At 67.1% G+C, this 20,754-nt stretch carries 18 protein-coding genes; 3 read left to right on the top strand and 15 right to left on the bottom strand.

Annotated features, from left to right (window positions below):
- Window positions 1-66: 66 nt before the first annotated feature.
- Together AC1MDG_RS14785 and AC1MDG_RS14790 are read right to left on the bottom strand one after the other, a co-directional pair.
- Entirely contained in the window at window positions 67-2,124 is a 2,058-nt protein-coding gene (locus AC1MDG_RS14785; protein ID WP_479804761.1) for an acyltransferase family protein, read from the bottom strand.
- Complete coding sequence (locus AC1MDG_RS14790; RefSeq protein WP_479804763.1) at window positions 2,121-4,166, bottom strand: acyltransferase family protein; 2,046 nt, start codon at window positions 4,164-4,166, stop codon at window positions 2,121-2,123. Before AC1MDG_RS14790 ends, AC1MDG_RS14785 begins: the two co-directional genes overlap by 4 nt.
- Window positions 4,167-4,382: 216 nt before the next feature.
- Here AC1MDG_RS14790 and AC1MDG_RS14795 point away from each other — a divergent pair, with 216 nt between their 5' ends.
- Window positions 4,383-5,351, top strand: coding sequence for a DUF389 domain-containing protein (locus tag AC1MDG_RS14795; protein ID WP_479804765.1), 969 nt, complete (start codon window positions 4,383-4,385; stop codon window positions 5,349-5,351).
- Here the strand turns inward: AC1MDG_RS14795 and AC1MDG_RS14800 are convergent.
- The 6 genes from AC1MDG_RS14800 to AC1MDG_RS14825 form a co-directional block, all read right to left on the bottom strand.
- Window positions 5,348-6,463, bottom strand: a complete 1,116-nt coding sequence (locus AC1MDG_RS14800) for a flavin-containing monooxygenase (RefSeq protein WP_479804766.1) — start codon at window positions 6,461-6,463, stop codon at window positions 5,348-5,350. The genes AC1MDG_RS14795 and AC1MDG_RS14800 overlap by 4 nt on opposite strands.
- Entirely contained in the window at window positions 6,460-6,807 is a 348-nt protein-coding gene (locus AC1MDG_RS14805) for a hypothetical protein (RefSeq protein WP_479804767.1), read from the bottom strand. The genes AC1MDG_RS14800 and AC1MDG_RS14805 overlap by 4 nt, the downstream gene beginning before the upstream one ends.
- Window positions 6,808-6,898: 91 nt before the next feature.
- Window positions 6,899-8,539 (bottom strand): helix-turn-helix transcriptional regulator, encoded by a 1,641-nt coding sequence (locus AC1MDG_RS14810; protein WP_479804768.1) that lies wholly within the window; start codon window positions 8,537-8,539, stop codon window positions 6,899-6,901.
- A gap of 220 nt (window positions 8,540-8,759) precedes the next feature.
- Window positions 8,760-10,370, bottom strand: a complete 1,611-nt coding sequence (gene groL, locus AC1MDG_RS14815) for a chaperonin GroEL (RefSeq protein ID WP_043482900.1) — start codon at window positions 10,368-10,370, stop codon at window positions 8,760-8,762.
- A gap of 85 nt (window positions 10,371-10,455) precedes the next feature.
- Entirely contained in the window at window positions 10,456-10,749 is a 294-nt protein-coding gene (gene groES, locus AC1MDG_RS14820) for a co-chaperone GroES (protein WP_003805290.1), read from the bottom strand.
- A 206-nt stretch (window positions 10,750-10,955) separates the two neighbouring features.
- The gene (locus tag AC1MDG_RS14825; protein ID WP_479804769.1) at window positions 10,956-11,354 is read right to left on the bottom strand and encodes a hypothetical protein; all 399 of its coding nucleotides are present in this window, start codon (window positions 11,352-11,354) and stop codon (window positions 10,956-10,958) included.
- Between the two features lie 55 nt (window positions 11,355-11,409).
- Here AC1MDG_RS14825 and AC1MDG_RS14830 point away from each other — a divergent pair, with 55 nt between their 5' ends.
- The gene (locus AC1MDG_RS14830) at window positions 11,410-12,654 is read left to right on the top strand and encodes a class I SAM-dependent methyltransferase (RefSeq protein WP_479804771.1); all 1,245 of its coding nucleotides are present in this window, start codon (window positions 11,410-11,412) and stop codon (window positions 12,652-12,654) included.
- A gap of 6 nt (window positions 12,655-12,660) precedes the next feature.
- Here AC1MDG_RS14830 and AC1MDG_RS14835 read toward each other — a convergent pair whose 3' ends face one another.
- Both AC1MDG_RS14835 and AC1MDG_RS14840 read right to left on the bottom strand, forming a co-directional pair.
- The gene (locus AC1MDG_RS14835; RefSeq protein ID WP_479804773.1) at window positions 12,661-13,470 is read right to left on the bottom strand and encodes a shikimate 5-dehydrogenase; all 810 of its coding nucleotides are present in this window, start codon (window positions 13,468-13,470) and stop codon (window positions 12,661-12,663) included.
- A 79-nt stretch (window positions 13,471-13,549) separates the two neighbouring features.
- Window positions 13,550-15,334 carry a glycoside hydrolase family 3 N-terminal domain-containing protein gene (locus tag AC1MDG_RS14840; protein ID WP_479804775.1) on the bottom strand — a complete coding sequence of 595 codons (1,785 nt, stop codon included), beginning with the start codon at window positions 15,332-15,334 and terminating at the stop codon, window positions 13,550-13,552.
- Window positions 15,335-15,427: 93 nt separating this feature from the next.
- Here AC1MDG_RS14840 and AC1MDG_RS14845 point away from each other — a divergent pair, with 93 nt between their 5' ends.
- On the top strand, window positions 15,428-16,579 hold the full coding sequence (locus tag AC1MDG_RS14845; protein WP_479804777.1) for a glutamate--cysteine ligase: 1,152 nt from the start codon (window positions 15,428-15,430) through the stop codon (window positions 16,577-16,579).
- Window positions 16,580-16,627: 48 nt separating this feature from the next.
- On the opposite strand, the gene tsaD is transcribed toward AC1MDG_RS14845, so the two are convergent.
- From tsaD to alr, 5 genes are read right to left on the bottom strand one after another with little or no spacing between them, the layout of a single operon-like run.
- On the bottom strand, window positions 16,628-17,752 hold the full coding sequence (gene tsaD, locus AC1MDG_RS14850; RefSeq protein WP_479804779.1) for a tRNA (adenosine(37)-N6)-threonylcarbamoyltransferase complex transferase subunit TsaD: 1,125 nt from the start codon (window positions 17,750-17,752) through the stop codon (window positions 16,628-16,630).
- Window positions 17,749-18,252, bottom strand: a complete 504-nt coding sequence (gene rimI, locus AC1MDG_RS14855; RefSeq protein WP_479809111.1) for a ribosomal protein S18-alanine N-acetyltransferase — start codon at window positions 18,250-18,252, stop codon at window positions 17,749-17,751. Before rimI ends, tsaD begins: the two co-directional genes overlap by 4 nt.
- 47 nt (window positions 18,253-18,299) lie before the next feature.
- Window positions 18,300-18,971 carry a tRNA (adenosine(37)-N6)-threonylcarbamoyltransferase complex dimerization subunit type 1 TsaB gene (gene tsaB / locus AC1MDG_RS14860; RefSeq protein WP_043482919.1) on the bottom strand — a complete coding sequence of 224 codons (672 nt, stop codon included), beginning with the start codon at window positions 18,969-18,971 and terminating at the stop codon, window positions 18,300-18,302.
- On the bottom strand, window positions 18,971-19,534 hold the full coding sequence (gene tsaE / locus AC1MDG_RS14865) for a tRNA (adenosine(37)-N6)-threonylcarbamoyltransferase complex ATPase subunit type 1 TsaE (protein ID WP_479809112.1): 564 nt from the start codon (window positions 19,532-19,534) through the stop codon (window positions 18,971-18,973). The genes tsaB and tsaE overlap by 1 nt, the downstream gene beginning before the upstream one ends.
- A complete protein-coding gene (gene alr, locus AC1MDG_RS14870) occupies window positions 19,534-20,754 on the bottom strand; it encodes an alanine racemase (protein WP_479804780.1) in 1,221 nt (406 codons plus the stop codon). Before alr ends, tsaE begins: the two co-directional genes overlap by 1 nt.

Consider the following 20,754-nt stretch of genomic DNA (forward strand, 5'->3'; position numbering starts at 1 on the left):
CCATATTCCGCGGCGGTAATGTGAGCAACCGCACCTGCCCGCGTCTGGCCGCCCGGCTGCGCCGGCTCAGGTCCAGCCGGTGGCGGCCAGCAGCCGCTGCTCGAACATGGGAATCATGGTCTGCACATAGGTCTTGGTCAGGTGGTTGTCATCTTTATAGACGTAGACGTTGCCCACCACTGCCGGGCAGATGCCGTCCGCGCAGATGAAGTCGCTCATGTCCATCAGGTGGAGTCCGTTCACCTTGCCGCGGTACTGGTCCAGGGGTGACGATTCAGCGAGCGATTCGCCCAACGGCGGATTGCACTCCTCCGCGGCGGCGCCCCTCTTTTGCACGCACTCCGGCATGTTGAACCCGAACCGCGGGTTGTCCCGGACCCCCACAACGTCCATTCCGGCGTCGGTGAACGGTTTGATGCCCTCCAGGTAGCCGGGAACTTCGGTCTCGAACGGCGCATCCGTGTGCGTCAGGGACGCGACGGTGAACACGGCGTCCGGCTTGTGTTCAAGCACATAGGCGGCGCTGGCTTTGTTGAAGGCATTGCACTCGGCATCACGCTCGGCCGACTCCGCACCGAAGCGGCAGCTTCCCTTGAGGAGCGTGACCACTTCCCAGCCATGCTCTTTGGCGATCGGGCCCAACGCGGCCATGTACTGCTGCGCGTGCGAGTCACCCAGCACCACGATCCTTTTGGTGACAACGTCTGGCTTGCTGTTCTGCAGGCAGCCGGAGAGCAGCGGATCACCGGGCACATTCCCGTCGGTGCAGAGGCCGTCGATATCCGCCCATTCGTTCTTCATGGCAGCCGGCGCCGGGATGATCTTCGCTTCCGGCGTCGGTTTGCCCACGTTCTCCGGGGTAAGGGCGGCGGCACCCGGAGTCAGTTCCCTGGGCTGCGCCGCAGCGGCAGCTTCGTCGGCGGTCAGTTTGGTCTGCCACAGGGCCACCGGCCCGGCGAGCAGGGCTCCGCAGGCCGCAATCACGACGGCGTTCCGCCAGATCCGCCGTTGCGGCCAGTGCCACTCGCGCAGCGGCTTTTCCACGAACCGGGTGGTGAGGACGGCCATCACCACTGACGCCGCCACGATGGCAAGGCCCTGGATGAGGTTCGGCGAGACAACACCCGTGCCGGCGAGGGCCAGGACCAGCAGCGGCCAGTGCCAGAGGTACAGCGCGTAGGAGTTGTCGCCCAGGGACACTAGGGGCTTCCAGCTCAGGAGGCGGTCTGCGCCGAAGCGGCTGCCGCTCTGGCCGGCCACGATGATCGCCGCGGCCGCCAGCGTGGGCCACAGCGCCACGAAACCGGGAAAGGAACGGTCCACGGTCAGCAGCAGGCCGCAGGACACCATCGCCACCACGCCGGCCCAGCCCAGGATGACCCGCAGGACCTTTCCGGGCTTCAGGTACGGAAGTGCGAGTGCCAGCAGGGAGCCCAGCGCGAACTCCCACAGCCTCGTCCTGGTATCAAAGTAGGCGTAGGCCTGGTTGGTGGCGGTCTGGTCAATGGAATACGCCAGCGACGCCGCAAATATCACGCCAAAGGCAACGGCCAGCAGCAGCCGGTAGCTGATTGCGGACCGGCGGAGGACCCGGTGCAGCACGGCTGCTCCCGCAAACACCAGGGGCCACAGGATAAAGACCTGCCCCTGGATGGACAGCGACCAGAAATGCTGGAGGGGGCTCGCGCCGGAGTGGTCCTGGGCGTAGTAGTCAACGGCGGAGTCCGCAAGCAGCCAGTTCTGCCGGTAGAGCAGTGAGGCCCACGCCTGGTCCAGGATGTCCGGCCAGCGGCTTTGCGGCAGGATGGCCCACGTGCCGGCGAGGACGCCCAGGATCACCACGACGGCGGCGGGCAGCAGCCGCTTGAACAGGTGCAGCCAGTGGCTGACCAGCTTGAGCGGGCGGCCGCTTTCCACCTTCCGCACGAATGAGAGGGTGAGCAGGAACGCGGAGATGAGCAGGAAAATGTCCACCCCGCCGGACACCCGGCCCAGCCAGACGTGGTACGTGACCACCATGAGTACTGCGAGGGCCCGGAGTCCCTGCACCTCGGGGCGGTACCCCTCCCTGGCCGCCTTGTTGGCGCTGGCTTGCGTGGCTTCACTCAGTGCTTGGCTCGTCATTGTTCCTTCCAGCCCGTCACCGCCATGAACCGTTCCTCGAAAATTGGCGTCAGGGTCTTCATGTAGGTGGCGGTCGGGTGGTTATCGTCCAGGTAGGCAATGATGTTTCCGATCACTGCCGGACACGTGTCCCCCGGGCAGAAGTAGTCTGAAAAGTCCAGGTTCTTCACGTTCGGGTAGGCATTGGCCGGCGACGCGCCGGGATAAGCGTCTGTCCGCGGCATTGCGCAGGCTGCTTCGTCGTCGGCATGCTGGGCCAGGCATTCCGGTACGGACCCGGTAAACCGTGGGGTGTCGCGGACGGATACCACGGGAATAGTGGAACCGGCAGCGGCTTCCAGCATCCCGGCCCAGCCTGGATCCATGAATTCAGTCCGGGGCTCGCCGTGGCTGACCCGGGTACTGGTGGTGAAAATCAGATCAGGTTTGATCTTGGCAATTTCCGCGGAAACGGCTTTGTTGAAGTCCACGCAATCCTCCGGGATGGTTGGATCAGCCCCCTCCGTGACCGGGCACAGTGCCTTGACGTACGTCACCACCGACCAGTTATAGCGTTTGGCCAGTTCCATGACCGGCGTCGCCCAGACGCCGGCATGCGAACTTCCCCACACCACGATTGTCTTCTTGGGTGACTCCACGTCGCCGTTGCTGCAGCGGATGCCGTTCGGGTCATGGAAGCCTTCGCAGCCGCCGGGGAAATCCGCCCAGTCGCTGCTGACGTCGGCCAGGTCCGGCAGGAGGACTGCATCTGCAGCCGCGGTCCCGGAATATCCGGGCATCAGGCTCCTGGCGCCCGGATTGTTGTATTCAGCCTGCGCCAGCGCGGCGTCTGCCTGCAGCTGGATGGCATAGCGCGCTCCGCCCAGCGAACCCGCGGCAAGCATCAGAACCAGGGCGATCGAGACGAGGGCCCGCCGGCGGTTGACCTCCGGCCACTTCCATTCGCGCCATGGTTTCTCAATAAAGCGGGTGGTGAGGTAGGCCAGCATCATCGAGACGACAATGATCACCGTCCCGGAGAGCGGCCCGGCGTGGTCCCGTCCCGTCGCCGCCAGGGCAATGACCAGGATTGGCCAATGCCATAGGTACAGGGCGTAGGAGATGTCTCCGAGCCGGACCAGCGGCCCGGCGCTGAGGATCCTGTCCACGCCGACCCGGCTGCCGGTTTGCCCGGCTGCAATGACGCCCGCCGCCGCGAGGGTGGGCCACAATGCCGCCACTCCCGGAAATGCGCCCTGGACGTTGATCAGGATCCCGCAGCTCAACATGGCCGCAATGCCCAACCAGCCAAGGGCAATGCGCCCTGTCCGCGGAATTCGGAGGCCGGGAAGAATCAGCGCCACCAGCGTGCCAAGGGCAAATTCCCACAGCCGGGCGCCGGTGTCGAAATAGGCCTGCGCCTGGTTTGTCAGGGTGAAGATGATCGAATAGACCAGTGAAACCGTGAATACACCGGCGAAGATATAGACCAGCAGGATCCGGTAGTGCAGCCGGTATCGTTTGGCCACGAGCGCTGCAGCGGCAAAAATCAGCGGCCACAGAATGAACACCTGCCCCTGGATGGAGAGCGACCAGAAATGCTGGAAAGGGCTGGCGCCGCTGTGGTCCGTCGCATAGTAGTCGGTGGCCTGTGACTGCAGCAGGCGGTTCTCGAAGTAGAACAGTGACGCCCAGCCTTCGGAAATGATGCTGAGCCAGCGTGTGCGCGGCAGAAACAGCGAGCTCGCCGCCAGGACTGCGATGATGACGGTGACGGCCGCCGGCAGGAGGCGCCGGAACAAGTGGAGCCAGTGCTTGAACAGTGCCATCGGCCGGCCCTGCTCGTACTTGCCGACGAACTGCAGGGTCATCAGGAAGGCGGAGATCAACAGGAACACATCGACGCCGCCGGACACCCGGCCGAACCAGACGTGGTAGCTGACCACCATGAGCACGGCCAGGGAGCGCAAACCCTGGATCTCGGGCCTGAACTTTGATTTTCGGCCCGCCTCGACACCGGCGCCGCTGCGGCGCGGCGAGGCCAGGGCTCTCGCTATAGACACAGAAAAACCCCTCAAGCGGATAACCAAAGCATTCATGTTACCGAAATGTAACTTTTAGCGCGAATCGCCGACGCCGGCGAACAGGACCCCCGCCTTCCATTAAGGCACTGCCAGCTGGGAGTTTCCAGAGGAGGGAATCGGTCGGGGCCCGGTCTGGAAACTAGGCTGGTGCCGACGCCGGAGTGCATAACCGGGCAATACGGAGGAGTGGCCACAGTGATCGTTCAGGTGCGCATTTGCATACCCGCGGAGCTCTCCGACCTGGTGGTGGAAAGTTGCACCCAGCAAACCGGCGCGGCGGAAGTGGCCGTGCACAAAGGGGCGTCCATCCTGCCGCCCGGGGACGTCGTGGTGGTCCACGTGGCCCGGGAATCCGTGGAGGAGCTGCTGGAGAAGCTGCATGCACTCAACGTCCAGGAGCTGGGCTCCATCTCCGTGTCCATGCCCGAACTTATGCTCTCCCGGCGTGCCGACCAGGCTGAAGCCGCCGCCCCGGGAGACGGCGCCGACGCCATGATCTGGGATGAGGTGACGCGCCAGACCGGCGAGGATTCGCGGCTTACGTGGAGCTATTTGGCGTTCCTCGTCCTGGCGACGCAGCTGGCCGCGATCGGGATCGTCACTGATTCGACCATTGCCATTGTGGGAGCCATGGCCGTCGGTCCGGAATTCGGGCCCCTCGCTGCCCTGGCGGTGTCGCTCGCACAGCGGAAATGGCGGCTCGGACGGAGTGCGGCGCTGGCGCTGGGGGTCGGCTTTCCCGTGGCCATGCTCCTGGCAGCGCTGACGGCCTGGTTGTCAGTTCCGCTGGGGCTCTTTCCTGCCAACACCCTGGACACCGGGTCCGCCGTCGAGTTCATTTACCACCCGGGACCCTACTCGCTGATCGTTGCAGTGCTGGCCGGCACAGCGGGGATGCTGTCCGTGATCAGCCGGCGCTCGGCCGCCCTGATCGGGGTGTTCATTTCCGTAACCACCGTTCCGGCAGCCGGGTTTGTGGCGGTAGCGCTGGTGCTGGGCGAGTACCAGAAAGCGGCGGGCTCGGCACTTCAGCTGCTGCTCAACCTCGTGGGCATCGTGGCCTCGGCGCTGGCCGTACTCATCTTCTACCGGATCATCACCAGGCGGCTGCCGGAAGGGAGTGCCCGGCGGCTGAGGCGCCGGGCACTGCGTGCCCGCAGCTAGGCCGGCTGCCCCGCCACCACCGATGACGGCGCGGCGGGAATCCTTCCCGCCAGGTATCGGGCGTCCCGGCAGGAGCCGGGGAGGGTGGCCGATGCCGCACAATACATGAATTCCTCTCCCAGGAAGAACAGTCCGGGCACGTCCGCGGCCACGCCGCGGTGCTGCCTGGGCCGTCCGCCGCCGTCGAACACCGGGGCCTCGATCCATCCGAAGGACTCGCGGTAGCCGGTGCACCAGATCACGTTGGACACGTCATCGAGGGAGCGTCCCGCCACAACGGGCCGCCCGTCCCGGACGTCGGTCACCCGCGGAACGATCTCGACGCCGGCGGCAGCCAGGTCTTTGCTCTTGGTCCTGATCAGGGGATCCGCGTGCGCCAGCTTGTTTGGTGCTGCCTTGCGTCCGATCGGAGTATCAAGTGTCAGCACGTGGAGCCCCGCGAAACGCACCAGGGGCAGGACGAAGCGGGCCGCGGCCCTTCCGTGCCGCACCGGCAGCTCGCCGCCCGGCTTGCCTGCTATCACTGTGTGGTGCGTGCGGCTCACTTCCAGGGCGATTTCCGCTCCCGAGTTACCCAGCCCCACCACAAGGACACTGCCGGTCCGGAGCTGGCCCGGGTTCCGGTACTGGCTGGAGTGCAGCTGCACAATGGACGGCGAGAGGTCCGGAGCAAAGTCCGGCACCCTGGGCTCCTGCGTGGAGCCGGTGGCCACAACGACGTTTCCGGCCAGCCACCGCCGGCCGTCCGAGGCCGCAACGTACCGTCCATCCTCGCACCACAATTTCTCGACCCGGGTGCCGGTGCGGACCGGGAGGTCAAATGCGGCTGCATAAGCCTCGAGGTAGTCTGCGAGCTCGTCCTTGGTGGGAAAGGACAACCTGTCTCCCGGAAATCGCATGCCGGGCAGGCCGTCGTACTTTGCCGGCGTGAACAGCCTCATGGTGTCCCAGCGCTGCCGCCAGGCGTCACCGATCCTTGGATTCGCATCCAGGATCAGGAATTTCCGGCCCTGGCGCTTGAGGTAGTGGCCCATGGCCAGGCCTGCCTGTCCCCCTCCGATCACCAGCGTGTCAAGCGTGTCGCCCGACGCGCCGTCGTTCATGTTGTTCATTGCGCTGCCTCCTGTTCAGCTGCTGCGGATTGATGCGATGAACCGTCCCGGTCAGTCGTAGGCCGTCCTGCGTCCCCGCCTGGCCGTTCGTTCCTGTATTGCAGCCACCACACGAGCATCAGGGCGGAGGCCAGTACGTACAACGCGTGGAGCAGCCAGATCGGCCCGGCAGGCAGGTGGAAAACGTAGACGGAATGGACAGCGTTGGCCACATTGCTCAGGACCAGGTTGCTGAGGCTATAGGACGCCAGGTCCTTGGTCCGCGCCGCCTTGAGAAGCATCGGAAGAATGCCAAGGGCGAAAAGCACGGTCGAGAACGTGCCGGCCAGGACGGGAAGGTTCATAGTTCGACACTAGGACCCCGGTACTGCGCCCCGCGTCGGCAGAATGATGCATTTTGCCCCGGACGCGCTGGGTAGTTCTACGCAGTCAGCCTCAGGCAGTGAGCCCGTGATCGACGGCGTACCTGGTGGCAGCGACCCTGGACTGCAGCCCGAGTTTGAGGAAGATGTTGCTGATGTGCCGGGCAATCGTCTTTTCGCTCAGGTAGAGCTCGCCGGCGATCACTCGGTTGGATTTGCCGGCCGCGACGAGCCGGAGCACCTCGACTTCACGCGGCGTCAGCGGTCCGGCATGCCCGTCCTGAGCCGGTGCGTGCTGGAGCGAGGCGGCCCAGGCAGCAGCCGGCGCTGCGCCGAGGGCCAGGAACTCCGCGTGTGCAGCCTCGAAGTCCATCTCTGCGGAATCGTCGTCGCCGCCTGCACGGCAGGCCTGGCCCACCATCGTGCAGCTGCGTGCCGCCTCAAATGGAACGCCCAGTTCCCGCCAGAGCGTCCAAGCCCGTCTCAGGAGGGGCAGCGCCCGGGCGGGTTCTCCTTCCGCGAGTGAGACGGCGCCGCCGGCCTGGCAGGAGGCAGCCTGCGCCATCGGCATCCCGCACACCTGTGCCAAGGACGCCAGTTCATCGGCGGCCTGCCGCGCAGCGGCTGTGTCCCCCGCGGCCAGTTCTATTTCCACGAGCGCCGGGAGCAGGTGGCGGCGCGTGGCGAGGTCGGCAGCGTCGGCAGTCCTGCGGATGAGGGTTTGCGCAGCGGGGATGTCGCCACGGGCTAGCTTGAGCAGCGCGAGTCCCGGCTGGGGCTCATAGCCGCTGCGCGCCGCCTGCCGGTAGCATTCCTCTGCCGCCGCGAACTGACCCCGCAGCCGTTCCACTTCGCCCTGCTGGTAGTAGCCGCCATAGAGGGCCTGATAATCCCCCGCCGAAGACAGCCGCTGCGCGTCCTTCGCGGCGCTGATGGCCTCATCCCATGCCCCGTGCAGCCGGTACAGGTCGGCGCGGTGGCTCTGGCACTGGCCGCTGAAAAGGACCATGTCCGGCCGTCCGCCACACCACCGGTCCAGTGCCACTGTCCACTCCAGGGCACGGCGCAGATCGAAGGCCAGGTGGCAGGTCCCGATGACGGCGCAGTAGATGATCCCGGACGGGACCGGCGAGAGCTCCCCCGCGGTCACCGCAACCATCACCTCGTCAAAGAGCCCGACGCCGGTGCTGATGTCACCGAGCGCCACGCAGGCCTGGCCCGTGCCCAGCATCGAAAGAGAAATGAGATCCCGGTCCTGGAACTTCTCCCCGATGGCCAGGGCGTCCGTGAACACCCGGCGGCCGCCTTCGGGGTCGCCGCCAAACAGCATGCCCAGTGCCGTGGGAATCAGCAGCAGGCCCTCCAGTGCGCAGGGTTCGTTAAGCTCAGCCACCAGCCGTCCGGCGCGGGCGAACCATCCCGTGCTGCGGGCCAGCTGGCCCGAATTCATGAGATGTATGCCGATCCACCCGGCGCAGCGGGCCGCGCCCACCACGTCGCCGACGACGAGGTACTCCTCGTGCGCGCGGGTGAGGGTGTCGATTCCGGCGTCGGATTTGCCGGTCAGGATTTCCACGGTGGCCAGGCGCTCAAGGTCCGGCGCGGGGAGGCCGCCGCGCTGGTCGGCATCGAGGAGGTGTTGGAAGGCGTCGGTCCAGCGATGCTCCTCGAAGGCGGAGCGGCCCTGGTCAAGGCCGGCTTCAGACGTTGCCATCATGCCCTCCCGCGGATCCGGCCGCCCCGCCGGGCTGGTCCGCGTCCCAGCTCTGCGCGCGACGGTCCTTTAAGCGCCACGGTACGCCGGGGGTGCCGGGGGCACAAGCTCCCCACAGGACCCGGCAACGGACGGCAAACGGGCACGAAAAAGCCGGTCCGGCGCGGACGGTTCCTGGGAACCGCCCGGCCGGGCCGGCCTTGAGGGCGTTGGCTGCAAGCTAGTGCTTGTGGCCTGCGTGCTCGTCGTCGTCGGCCGGCTTTTCGACAACGAGGGTCTCGGTGGTGAGAACCAGCGCTGCGATGGAAGCGGCGTTGCGGAGAGCTGCGCGCGTCACCTTGACGGGGTCGATGACGCCGGCGGCAATGAGGTCTTCATATTCACCGGTCTTGGCGTTGAAGCCCTGGTTGACCGCGGACTCGGCAACCTTGGCAGTAACGACGTAGCCGTCGAAACCGGCGTTCTGGGCGATCCAGCGCAGCGGCTGGACCAGTGCGCGGCGCACGATGCCCACAGCCGAGGCTGCGTCGCCTTCGAGAGCGGTGACTGCGGGGTCCTCGTCCAGTGCCTTGAGGGCGTGGATGAGGGCCGAACCGCCACCGGCAACGATGCCTTCTTCGAGGGCAGCGCGGGTGGAGGACACTGCGTCCTCGATGCGGTGCTTCTTTTCCTTCAGCTCGACCTCGGTGGCTGCGCCAACCTTGATCACGCCAATGCCGCCGGCCAGCTTGGCCAGGCGTTCCTGGAGCTTTTCCTTGTCCCAGTCGGAGTCGGTGCGGGTGAGCTCGGCGCGCAGCTGGGCAACGCGTGCCGCTACGTCCTCGGCCGTGCCGGCACCGTCAACGATGGTGGTGTTGTCCTTGGTCACCGTGATGCGGCGGGCCGTGCCCAGCACCTCGAGGCCAACGGAATCCAGGCTGAGGCCCAGTTCCGGGGAGACAACCTGCGCACCGGTGAGGGTGGCGATGTCCTGCAGCATGGCCTTGCGGCGGTCACCGAAGCCCGGAGCCTTGACGGCAACGACGTTCAGGGTGCCGCGGATGCGGTTGACGATCAGCGTGGACAGGGCCTCGCCTTCGACGTCCTCGGCGATGATGAACAGCGGCTTGGAGCTCTGCAGCGCCTTCTCCAGGAGGGGCAGGAATTCCTGGACCGAGGAGATCTTGCCCTGGTTGATCAGGATGAGGGCGTCTTCGAGGACTGCTTCCTGGCGTTCCGCGTCAGTGACGAAGTACGGGGACAGGTAGCCCTTGTCGAACTGCATGCCTTCGGTGAGGACCAGCTCGGTCTGCGTGGTGGAGGACTCCTCGATGGTGATCACACCATCCTTGCCGACCTTGCCGAAAGCCTCGGCCAGCAGCTCGCCGATCTCATCGCTCTGGGCGGAGATGGCTGCAACGTTCGCAACCTGGGTGCCTTCGACGGGGCGGGCGTTCTCCAGCAGGCGTGCCGCAACGGCTTCGACGGAAACTTCGATGCCGCGCTTGATCTGGCCCGGGGCGGCGCCAGCCGCCACGTTGCGCAGGCCTTCCTTGACCAGTGCCTGTGCCAGCACGGTGGCGGTGGTGGTGCCGTCGCCGGCAACATCGTTGGTCTTGGTGGCGACTTCCTTGGCCAGCTGCGCGCCAAGGTTTTCGTACGGGTCATCCAGTTCGACTTCACGGGCGATGGTCACGCCGTCGTTCGTGATGGTGGGAGCGCCCCACTTCTTGTCCAGCACGACGTTGCGGCCGCGCGGACCAAGCGTCACCTTGACCGTGTTGGCGAGCTTGTCGATGCCGGCTTCAAGCGACCGGCGGGCAGCGTCGTTAAACGCAAGCTGCTTTGCCATGGTTTTGTCCTTTCAAGACAGAAACCCCGCGCCGCTGACCTGTCAGACATGAATCAGACGGATCGGCTGCGCGGGGGTCCAAGAGTTACTTTACGACGATCGCCAGAACGTCGCGGGCGGACAGCACGAGGTACTCGGTGCCGCCGGTCTTGACTTCGGTTCCGCCGTACTTGGAGTAAATAACGACGTCGCCAACGGCTACGTCGACCGGAACGCGGTTGCCATCTTCAAAGCGGCCGGGGCCGACTGCAACAACTTCGCCTTCCTGCGGCTTCTCCTGCGCGGAGTCCGGGATAACCAGGCCGGAAGCCGTGGTCTGCTCTGCTTCGAGCGGGCGGACAACAATACGATCCTCAAGAGGCTTAATAGAGACCGACACTCGGACCTCTCCTTTACGTCAGCAAATTTATGGACTGGAAAACTGTTGCGCCTGCGCATGCAAACCGTCGTCGCGGTGCCGGCAGCAGCGTGGCTGGCAGTTCTTCATGTGTTAGCACCCTCCTAGGGAGAGTGCTAATGATGACTCTATGTAAGTGGTTAGCACTCGGTCAAGGCGAGTGCCAGAATTTCGTCCCCGGTGAACGGCTAGCGCCCTGCCAGGTCCTCAAAATCAACGTCGTCGCCGTCGTCCGTCTCGTCGTCGTTCGTAACGTTGCGGTTCCGGTACAGCACGACGGCGGCGGCGAGCGCGGTGACCGCCGAGATGATGAGGAACACGAGGCCGCCCGTGCGGACGGCCGTGTAGGACTCGCGGATTTCCCGTGCCTCGTCGGTGGCATCCTGGATGTTCTTGCCGCCCACCGAGTACACCGTGGCGTTGAAGGAATCAAGGAAGAAGATGATCACCAGGAGCGCCAGGCAGACCACGGCGACGGCGGAACCCGCGATCAGCGCGGTCCGGGCATATGTGGCCGGTCCGGTGTGATGCGGGTGGTCGTTGCCCTGGTCGTCGACGGGCGGCTGCGGCAATGCACTGTCTTCCATGCCTCCAACCCTAGCCGCACCGCGGGTGCCGGGCTCCTCGATTAGGCTTGTTGACATGGCTGACGCACTGCAGGACCTGATCGCCCCGCTCCTGACCAGCGAAGGCTGGGAGCTGCTGGCGTCGCTGGGTCCCTACCGGGAGGACGAAGCGTTCCGGCTCAACGAGTCGCTCCGAAAGGCCGGCCACTCCCCCGCGCTGGTGTCGGCCGTCCTCACCCAGTCCAGGCTGCGGACCAAGGCCGAGGCCAAGTTCGGCGAGTTCGCCCGGCAGATGATCTTCACGCCTGCCGGGCTGGAGCAGGCCACCCGCCTCAACGTCGCTGCCCGGCACGCGGAACGGTTCGCGTCCGCCGGGATCGGGCATGTGGCGGATCTCGGCTGCGGGCTGGGCGCCGATTCGATGGCACTGGCCTCCATGGACATCAGGGTTACCGCCGTGGAGATGGACGAGACCACTGCCGCCTGCGCCACCATGAACCTGATTCCCTTCCCGCACGCCAGCGTGGTCCACTCCGACGCCACCTCAGTCCCGCTGGAGGGTGTGGACGGCATCTGGCTGGATCCGGCCCGCCGCACCACGTCGACGTCCGGGACGCGGCGGATCTGGGATCCGGAGGAATTCTCCCCGCCGCTGTCCTTCGTGGAGTCGCTGGCCGGGTCCGGGCGGGCCGTGGGCGTAAAAATGGGCCCGGGCATGCCGCATGATTCCGTGCCGGCCGGGTGTGAGGCGCAGTGGGTCTCCGTGGGCGGGGACGTCACCGAGGTGGCGCTGTGGTTCAACGCGGTCAGCCGGCCCGGCGTCCGGCGCGCGGCCCTGCTGCTGGGCCCGCAGGGCGCGGCGGAAATCACCAGTGCGGAAGAGTTCGACGGCGGCCCGGTGGCCCCGGTGGGCCCGGTGGAGGGGTACCTGTACGAGCCGGACGGTGCCGTGATCCGGGCGGGGCTCGTGGCAGATGTCGCAGCGCGGCTGGGCGGCCACCTCCTGGATGAACACATTGCCTATATCTGCGCGCCGGAGCTCGTGGACACCCCGTTTGCCAGGGCCTACAAGGTCCTTGAGGTGATGCCGTTCAACGTCAAAGCACTCAAGGCCTGGGTGAAGCAGAACAACATCGCCGTGCTGGACATCAAGAAACGCGGGACGTCAGTGACGCCGGAGGAACTCCGCAAGCAGCTCCTTGCCGGAGGCAAAAATGCCGGCAAAGGTTCGAAGGGCAAAAAGACGGCCACCCTGGTCCTCACCAGGATCGGCGAGGACCGGGTGGCCATCTCGGTAGAGCCGGTTCAGGCCCCGATCTAGCTGCTGCTACTGGGCCCGCATGAAGTCTTCGGCCGCGCGGACCTGCTCGTCCGTGGGCCGGACGCCGGTGTACAGCACGAACTGCTCCAGCGCCTGGATGGTGGCTACTTCGGCGCCGGTGATCACGGTCTTCCCGGCAGCCCGGGCGGCCTTGATGAGCGGCGTCTCTGCCGGCAGCGCAACGACGTCGAACACCACCTTCGCGGCGTCCACCGCCTCCGGCGGGAAGGACAGCGAGTCGACGTCGGGACCTCCTGCCATACCGACAGGCGTCACGTTGATGATCATGTCCGCCGTGCCGCCCGCGTCCGGCGCGGGAAGTTCGGCACTCCACTTGAACCCGTAGAGGTCTGCGAGCGGTTTCCCGGTTGCCTCGTTGCGGGCAACGATGGTGACGTCCGTGAATCCCGCGTCACGGAGGGCGGCCGCGGTGGCTTTGGCCATGCCGCCGGAGCCCTTGAGCAGCACTGAATAGCCGGCGGGGACGGCGTTGCGCTGCAGCAGCTGCTCGATTGCCGTGTAGTCGGTGTTGTAGGCCGTGAGCCGGCCGCCGTCGTTCACGATCGTGTTGACCGAGTCGATGGCCTGGGCCGAAGGATCCATCGCGTCAACCAGCGCAATGACGTCCTCCTTGTACGGCATGGACACCGCGCAGCCCCGGATGCCCAGGCCCCTGACCCCCGCGATGGCCTGCGCGAGGTCCGTCGGTGCGAAGGCCTTGTAGATCCAGTTCAGGCCCAGCTGCTCATAAAGATGGTTGTGGAAGCGGGTTCCGTTGTTGCTCGGCCGGGCCGAGAGGGAAATGCACAGGGTCATGTCTTTATTCAGAATTGGCACGGGTCCATTAAACGCCTCCGCAGCCCGGACAGCACTGTTACGCCACGCGGCAGCGGCGTCAGCAGCCGCTGCCAGGCGCATGGGGTCCGACGGCGGCGGGCAGCTTTCCGGTGGCCGCCGCCTTGCCGGCCAGGACGGCAACCAGGGCGTTGAAGGCTTCCTGGCTGCGTCCGTAGAGGGCCACCTTGGCAGGTGCCGCCGAGCCGGCCAACGGCCACGGCGCATCAAGGGCCACCACGACGTCGCCCGCGGCCGGCACCCCTTCATAGCCGATCAGCGTCACGAGCGGCCCGGCGCCAAGGCTGATGCCGGCGTCCCGGGCGGCCCGGGCGAAACGGGCGCGGTCCTGGTCGCTGCCGCCGGCCAGGCGGACACTGCGCGGCACCATCGGCCCGTGGCACGGTCCGGCCAGAACGGTCACCGCAGCCGCGGAAATACGTTGCGAAAGGGCGGATCCGCTTCCCGGTGCGGCGGCCTGCGGCACCGGGGTCCGGGCGCGCCACATCATCATGGTCACCACCCGCTGTGCCGCCTCGTCGAGGCGCGTCCCCGGCAGCGCTCCGGTGTGGACGGCGCCGACCACTGCCGCGTGCGCGGCGGCCACGTCCTCCGGCATAAGCAGCAGGTCCGCCCCCGCGGCCAGGGCCAGCGGCGCGGCGGACTCCCCGGGGTACTGCTTCTTGATCGCGCCCATGTTAAGCGCGTCGGTCACGGCAACACCCTTGAAACCCAGGCCGCGGAGGGCGGCGTAGCTCTGCTTGGACAATGACGCCGGCACCCCCGGTTCCAGGGCGGGCACGGAGATGTGGCCGGTCATGATCATGGGCAGGCCGGCATCGATGGCGGCCTGGAAAGGTTTCCAGTCCTTTGCACGGAGTTGCGCCAGGGTAGCGTTCTGCACCGGCAGGTTCTCGTGCGAGTCAACGGCCACGGAGCCATGCCCCGGGAAGTGCTTGGCGGACGGCAGCAGCCCGGCTGCCAGCATTCCCTGCGCAAAGCCGACGCCCAGACTGGCAGCCGTGTCAGGGTTGCCGGACATCGCCCTGGCGCCGATGGTCGGATCCAGCGGCCCGGCGGTCACATCCGTATCCGGCGCGAAGTCCGCCGTGAATCCGAGCCCGGCCAGCTCCGAGGCCAGCGCCTTGCCGGCTTCGGTTGCGAGCCCCACATTGCCGGCTGCGCCAAAGCTCATCGGGGCCGGCCATTCCGTCAACGGAGCACGCAGCCTCGCCACGACTCCGCCTTCCTGGTCCACACTGACCAGTGCCGGCCAGGTGCGTCCGTCCGCTGTGGCCGCCTTCTGCAGCTGGCCGATGCCTGCCGCCATGGCGGCGGTGTCCACGGTTCCGTCGGCCGACCGCGGCACGTTGTCACCCATGACGATTGCTCCGCTCAGGTGCAGCCGTTCCACGGTTGCCGCCTGGGCCGCGAAATCCGTGCCGGTGAAGAACGGCATCAGCACCTGCCCGGCCTTCTGCTCGACGCTCATTTTTGCGACGGCGGCCCGTGCGGCGTCCTCGTCCTGCTGCTGCGGTCCCCAGCCAAGCTGGCGGAGGCCAGGAGCAGGCGTGGAGGGCCGGGGCGCGGCCGGAGCACCCGAAGCGCCGGCGCCGGAAGGCGTGGCGCCACCCGACGGGGAGGCAGTAGGGGACGACGTTCCGGGGGGACCTTCGGAACCGTCCGGGGAAGGGACGCCGGTACAGGCGGCGGACGCGAGCAGTGCCGCCGCCGCTGCCGCCGCTGCGAGGGTTGCCGCGGTTTTAGGGAAAGTCTTCGTGTACGGAGTTTTGTTGTGCGACGTTTCTTTGTGGGAACTGTCACTGCGTCGTTGAAACCAAGCCATCAACTCGATGCTACCCCTGCACTAGACTTGAACCACCCGTTGCCCGCCCGCAGGCGGCTACGGCAACGGACGGCGGAACAGTGAAGGGACCACATGAAGATTGATTTCGCTTCATCCAGGCAATCAACTCTTGGTGTGGAATGGGAGCTTGCCCTGGTCAATGCGCAGACCGGCGAACTCGCCTCGGTGGCCAACGAAGTTCTCCGCGGCGTCGCAGCCAACCACCCCGAACTCAACGAGGACGACGAACACCCCCACATCAAGCAGGAACTCCTGCTGAACACGGTTGAGCTCGTCACCGGCATCTGCGAAACGGTGGCTCAGGCCAAGGCGGACCTCAGCAGTTCCCTCGCCGCCGTGCGTGAAGTTACCGACCCCATGGGCGTTGAGGTCTTCTGCGCCGGAAGCCACCCTTTCAGCCCGCCCCAGCTGCAGCCTGTCACGGACAAGGCCCGCTACGCCAAACTCATTGACCGCACCCAGTGGTGGGGCCGCCAGATGGTCATCTACGGCGTCCACGTCCATGTGGGCCTGGACAGCCGCGACAAGGTATTGCCTGTGCTGGACGGACTGGTGAACTACTTCCCGCACTTCCAGGCGCTGTCCGCCTCGAGTCCGTTCTGGGGCGGCGAGGACACCGGCTACGCCTCGCAGCGCGCGCTGATGTTCCAGCAGCTGCCCACCGCCGGACTGCCGTTCCAGTTCTCCACCTGGGCGGAGTACGAGTCCTATGTCCAGGACATGTTCACCACCGGAGTGATCGACACCATCTCGGAGATCCGCTGGGACATCCGCCCGGTCCCCAACCTCGGCACCATCGAGATGCGCATTTGCGACGGCCTGGCCACCCTGGAGGAGGTCGGCGCGATCGCTGCCCTGACCCAGTGCCTGGTGGACGAGTTCTCCACCACCCTGGACAACGGCGGCACCATTCCCACCATGCCTCCGTGGCACGTCCAGGAGAACAAGTGGCGTGCCGCCCGCTACGGCCTTGAGGCGATCATCATCCTCGATGCCCAGGGCAACGAGCAGCTGGTCACCGAGCACCTGCTCGAAACCCTGAACCGGCTGGAGCCCGTGGCGGCGAAGCTCCGCTGCTCCGACGAGCTCGCCGACGTCGAAAAGATCATCAGCCGCGGCGCCGGATACCAGCGGCAGCGCCGTGTCGCCGCGGAACACGGCGGAGACCTCCAGGCCGTGGTGCTGGACCTCGTCAAGCAGATGCGGAACGGCCCCACCGCCTGAGCTCCTTTGCTGCAGCGCCGGGCCGGGGGCCGCGGCGCCCTGTCCGGGCTACGCCGAAACCGTGGTGACCGGCATGGACGAATCCGGGGCAAAGCTGATGCCGCTTGGCTCGATGCCGGCCATGACCAGCTGCGCGCCGAGGGCGGCCACCATGGCACCGTTGTCCGTGCACAGCCCAAGCGGCGGAACGGTCAGCCGGATCCCGGCCGCCCGGCACCGCTGTTCGGTGAGCTGGCGCAGCCGCGAGTTAGCGGCAACCCCGCCGCCCAGCAGGAGCTCGGTGATGCCGTTTTCCCGGCAGGCGAGCACCGCCTTGGACGTGATGACGTCCACCACGGCCTCCTGGAAGGCGGCCGCGATGTCCGCGACCGGCACGTTTTCGCCGCGGGCTTCAAACTGCTCCACGCAACGGGCGACGGCGGTCTTCAACCCGCTGAAGGACCAGTCGTAGCGGTGCGGGCCGGGTTCGTCCGCGGTGCCCATGTACTTGGGCTGCGTCAGGCCGCGCGGGAACCTGATGGCTTTTGCATTGCCGGTGCGGGCAAGTTTGTCGATGGCCGGCCCGCCCGGATAGCCGAGCCCCAGGAGCCGTGCCACTTTGTCGTAGGCTTCGCCGGCGGCGTCGTCGATGGTGGAGCCCAGCAGCTCAACGTCGTCGGTGATGTTCCTGATCCGGAGGATTTCTGTGTGGCCGCCGGAAACCAGCAGGGCGCCCAGATTCTCCGGCAGGGCGTTCTCCGGCACCTCGTTCTCCGGCACGCCGCCGGCAAAGGGCGGCAGGGCGCCGTCGTCCGTTTGCAGCAGCCCGACGCCGACGTGGGCCACCAGGTGGTTGATGGCGTACAGCGGCTTCCCCGTGGCCACTGCGAGCGCTTTGGCGGCGCACACGCCCACCATCAGCGCGCCGGCCAGTCCCGGACCGGAGGTGACGGCGATCGCGTCCACGTCCTCCAGCTTGACCCCCGCCTCCGCGAGGGCTTCCTGGAGGGTGGGCACAAAAGCGTCCAGGTGGGCACGGGATGCGATTTCGGGGATGACCCCGCCGAAACGGACGTGCTCCTCCATGGAGGAGGACACGGTGTTGCAGAGGAGGGCTGTTCCGCGCACGATTCCCACGCCCGTTTCGTCGCAGGAGGACTCGATGCCCAGGACAAGGGGCTGTGTTCGGTTCATGGTGTGTCTGCCTCCGTGGCCGGCAAGTGGTCTGGGGTCGCTTCAGGGGCCGCGGGCCCGGGTGTCGGGCTGGCGTCCTGGAGCTGGAGCCGCATGATCAGGGCGTCGACGCCGTCCCGGTAGTACCTTGGCCGGATGTGGATCTGCTCGAAGCCGAAGCGGCGGTAGAGGTCCTGTGCCCGGGGGTTGTCCGCCCGGACTTCCAGCAGTACGTCCGCCGCGTGGCGCCGGCGGCTTTCAGCGATGAGCTCGGCCAGCAGGGCCGAACCGATCCCCCTGCCTTCGCACTCAGGCACGACGGCGATGGTCTGGACATCCGCGATCGGTTCGATGCACATCAGCCCGGCATAGCCCACGATCTCACCGGCGGCCTCGGCCACCAGGTAATGGCGGGTCTGTGCCTGCGCCAGTTCGTCATGGAACATCTGCAGCGGCCAGGCGTCCACCGGGAACAGCCTGCATTCGAGGGTGTGCACGGCGGGGATGTCCGCCCCGTTCATGCTGCGCAGCGTCACCCCGGCCGGTCCGGAACCGGCCGCAATCCCGGTCACAGCGCACGCTTTCTGGGCCCGGGAACCTGGGCATCGGACTCGCGGAGGTACAGCGGGGTGGAGTCCAGCAGCGGCTCCCCCGCGGCCAGCCTGGCCAGGGCGAACTGGCCCAGGTAGAGGGCATCGGGCTGTTCAGCGCTGAAATCGGGGTTGGCGCGGAGGACGTCCTCGTAGATGCCTGCGCCGGCACCGTAAGCCGGGAGGTCCGGAAGGTCGGCCGCGAACCCCACGTGCGGCCCGTCAACCAGCCGTGGCAGCTGGCCGTCAGTGAGTGAGTAACGGGCCCAATAGACCTCTTTGCGCCGGGCGTCCGTTGCCACCAGGAATTCCGGCACGGCGGCGGTCGATTCGGCCACTTCCAGCGCCATGGCGTCCAAGCTCATCATGCCGTACAGGGGTTTGCCCCACACATACGAGAGGGTCCGCGCTGTGGCGATCCCGGAGCGCAGCCCGGTGAACGGCCCCGGGCCCACGCCGGTCACGACCGCGTCGATGTCCGCGCCCGTCACTCCCGCATCGGCGAGGAGCGCGTCGATGCCCGGGGCCAGCACTTCGGCGTGGCTGCGGGTGTCCTCGGTGGAGAAACTCGCCAGGACTCCTTCCGGCGCATCGTCGGAAACCAGCGCCGCACTGGCCACGGCTGAGGTGTCGATGGCAAGAATGAGCATCAGGAGTTCCCTTCCAGGGCGGCAGGCAGCAGGGGCTGCTCAGCCCAGCGCGGGCCGAAGCCGCGGATCAGAATGGTGCGGGGTTCGTCGTCGTCGTCCGTGTCGAAGTCCAGCACGCCGTCGGCCGCGGCGGGTGAGGACCGCAGCGGCCGGTGCAGTTCAACGTCGAGCAGGCTGTCACTGAGGTGTTCCACCCGTCCGCGGCCCCACTCCACCACGGTGACGGTGCTGTCCATGGTGTTTTCCAGGTCGATGTCATCGATTTCGGCAGCGCTTTCCAGCCGGTAGGCATCCACATGCACCAGGTCGGGTCCGCCGGGGCGCGGCCCGTCCGGCAGGTTGGGATGGATGCGGACCAGGACGAACGTGGGCGAGATGATGCCTGCCCGCACGCCCAGGCCCTCGCCGAGTCCCTGGGTGAAAGTGGTTTTGCCGGCGCCGAGCTCTCCTGTCAGGATGACGAGGTCACCCGCGTCAAGAACGGCGCCGAGGGCCGCACCGAGGGCATGGGTTTCCTCCGCGCTTTGCACGCTCAGGGACAGCTCCCACTGCGGATCACCCATCATGCTTCACCCGCCCCGTCCGCGTGGCTTTCGTTGACGTAGCGCCGAGGGACACGCGGGCTGATCCGCGTCACGATTTCGTAGTTGATGGTGCCCGCGGCGCGGGCCCAGTCGTCCGCCGTCGGGCCGCCGTCGGCGCCGTCGCCGAAGAGGACCGCCTCGGCACCGAGCACGCTGGCCCCGCCGGACGCCACGTGGCGGGGTCCGAGGTCGATCACCATCTGGTCCATGGCGATCCTGCCCACTACCGGGTAGTTACGGCCCTCCACCCGGACGGGTCCGCCCGTGGCCACGCGGGGCACGCCGTCGGCGTATCCGAGCGGGATCAGTCCCAGCGTGCTGGCGCTGCCGGTGCGGTAGTTGAGTCCGTAGGAAACGCCCTGGCCGGCAGGGACGTCCTTGCAGTGCGACACCTTGGTGCGGACGGTCATGGCCGGGCGGAGTCCCAGCTCGGCCGGCGACTGGCCTTCGAACGGGGAGAGTCCGTAGATGCCCAGGCCCACGCGGACCAGGTCGAAGTGCGTGTCCGGGCGGGAGAGCGTTGCGGGGGTGTTGGCCAGGTGCCGCACCTCCGGATCCACCCCGGCGTCCTCGGCGATGGCCAGGATTTCACGGAAGGCCTGCAGCTGCTGGTCCGTTTCCGGACGGTGCGGTTCATCCGCCACGGCAAGGTGGGAGAAGATGCCCACCACCCGGAGCAGGCCTTCGTCCTGGTATTCCATCGCTTCGCCCACCAGGCTGTCCCACGCCTCCAGCGTTGCACCGTTCCGGCCCAGGCCGGTGTCCACTTTCAGGTGGATGCGCGCGGGGCGTTCCTGCTCCCGGGCCGCCAGGACAATCTTCTCCAGCTCCCAGCCGGAGCAGCCGATGTCGATCCCGGCGGCGACGGCGGCACCGAAGTTGCTGTCCGGCGTGTGCAGCCAGGCGAGCAGGGGCGCCTCAATGCCCGCAGCACGCAGCGCAAGCGCCTCTGAAATGTGCGCGACACCGAGCCAGCGTGCCCCGGCGTCGAGCGCGGCCCGCGCCACGGGAACGGCGCCGTGCCCGTAGGCGTCCGCCTTCACCACGGCCATGACCTGCGCCGGCGAGGCGACGGCGGCCAAGTGGCGCACGTTGCGCCGGATCGCGTCCAGGTCGATCACTGCTGAACGTTCGCTGGCGGGGCCGGACGTTGCGTCCGGGACGGGCGGGAAGTCACCTGTTGCTGCTGGGTAAGTCAC

This window comes from Arthrobacter sp. AIWTK1 (assembly GCF_056680535.1).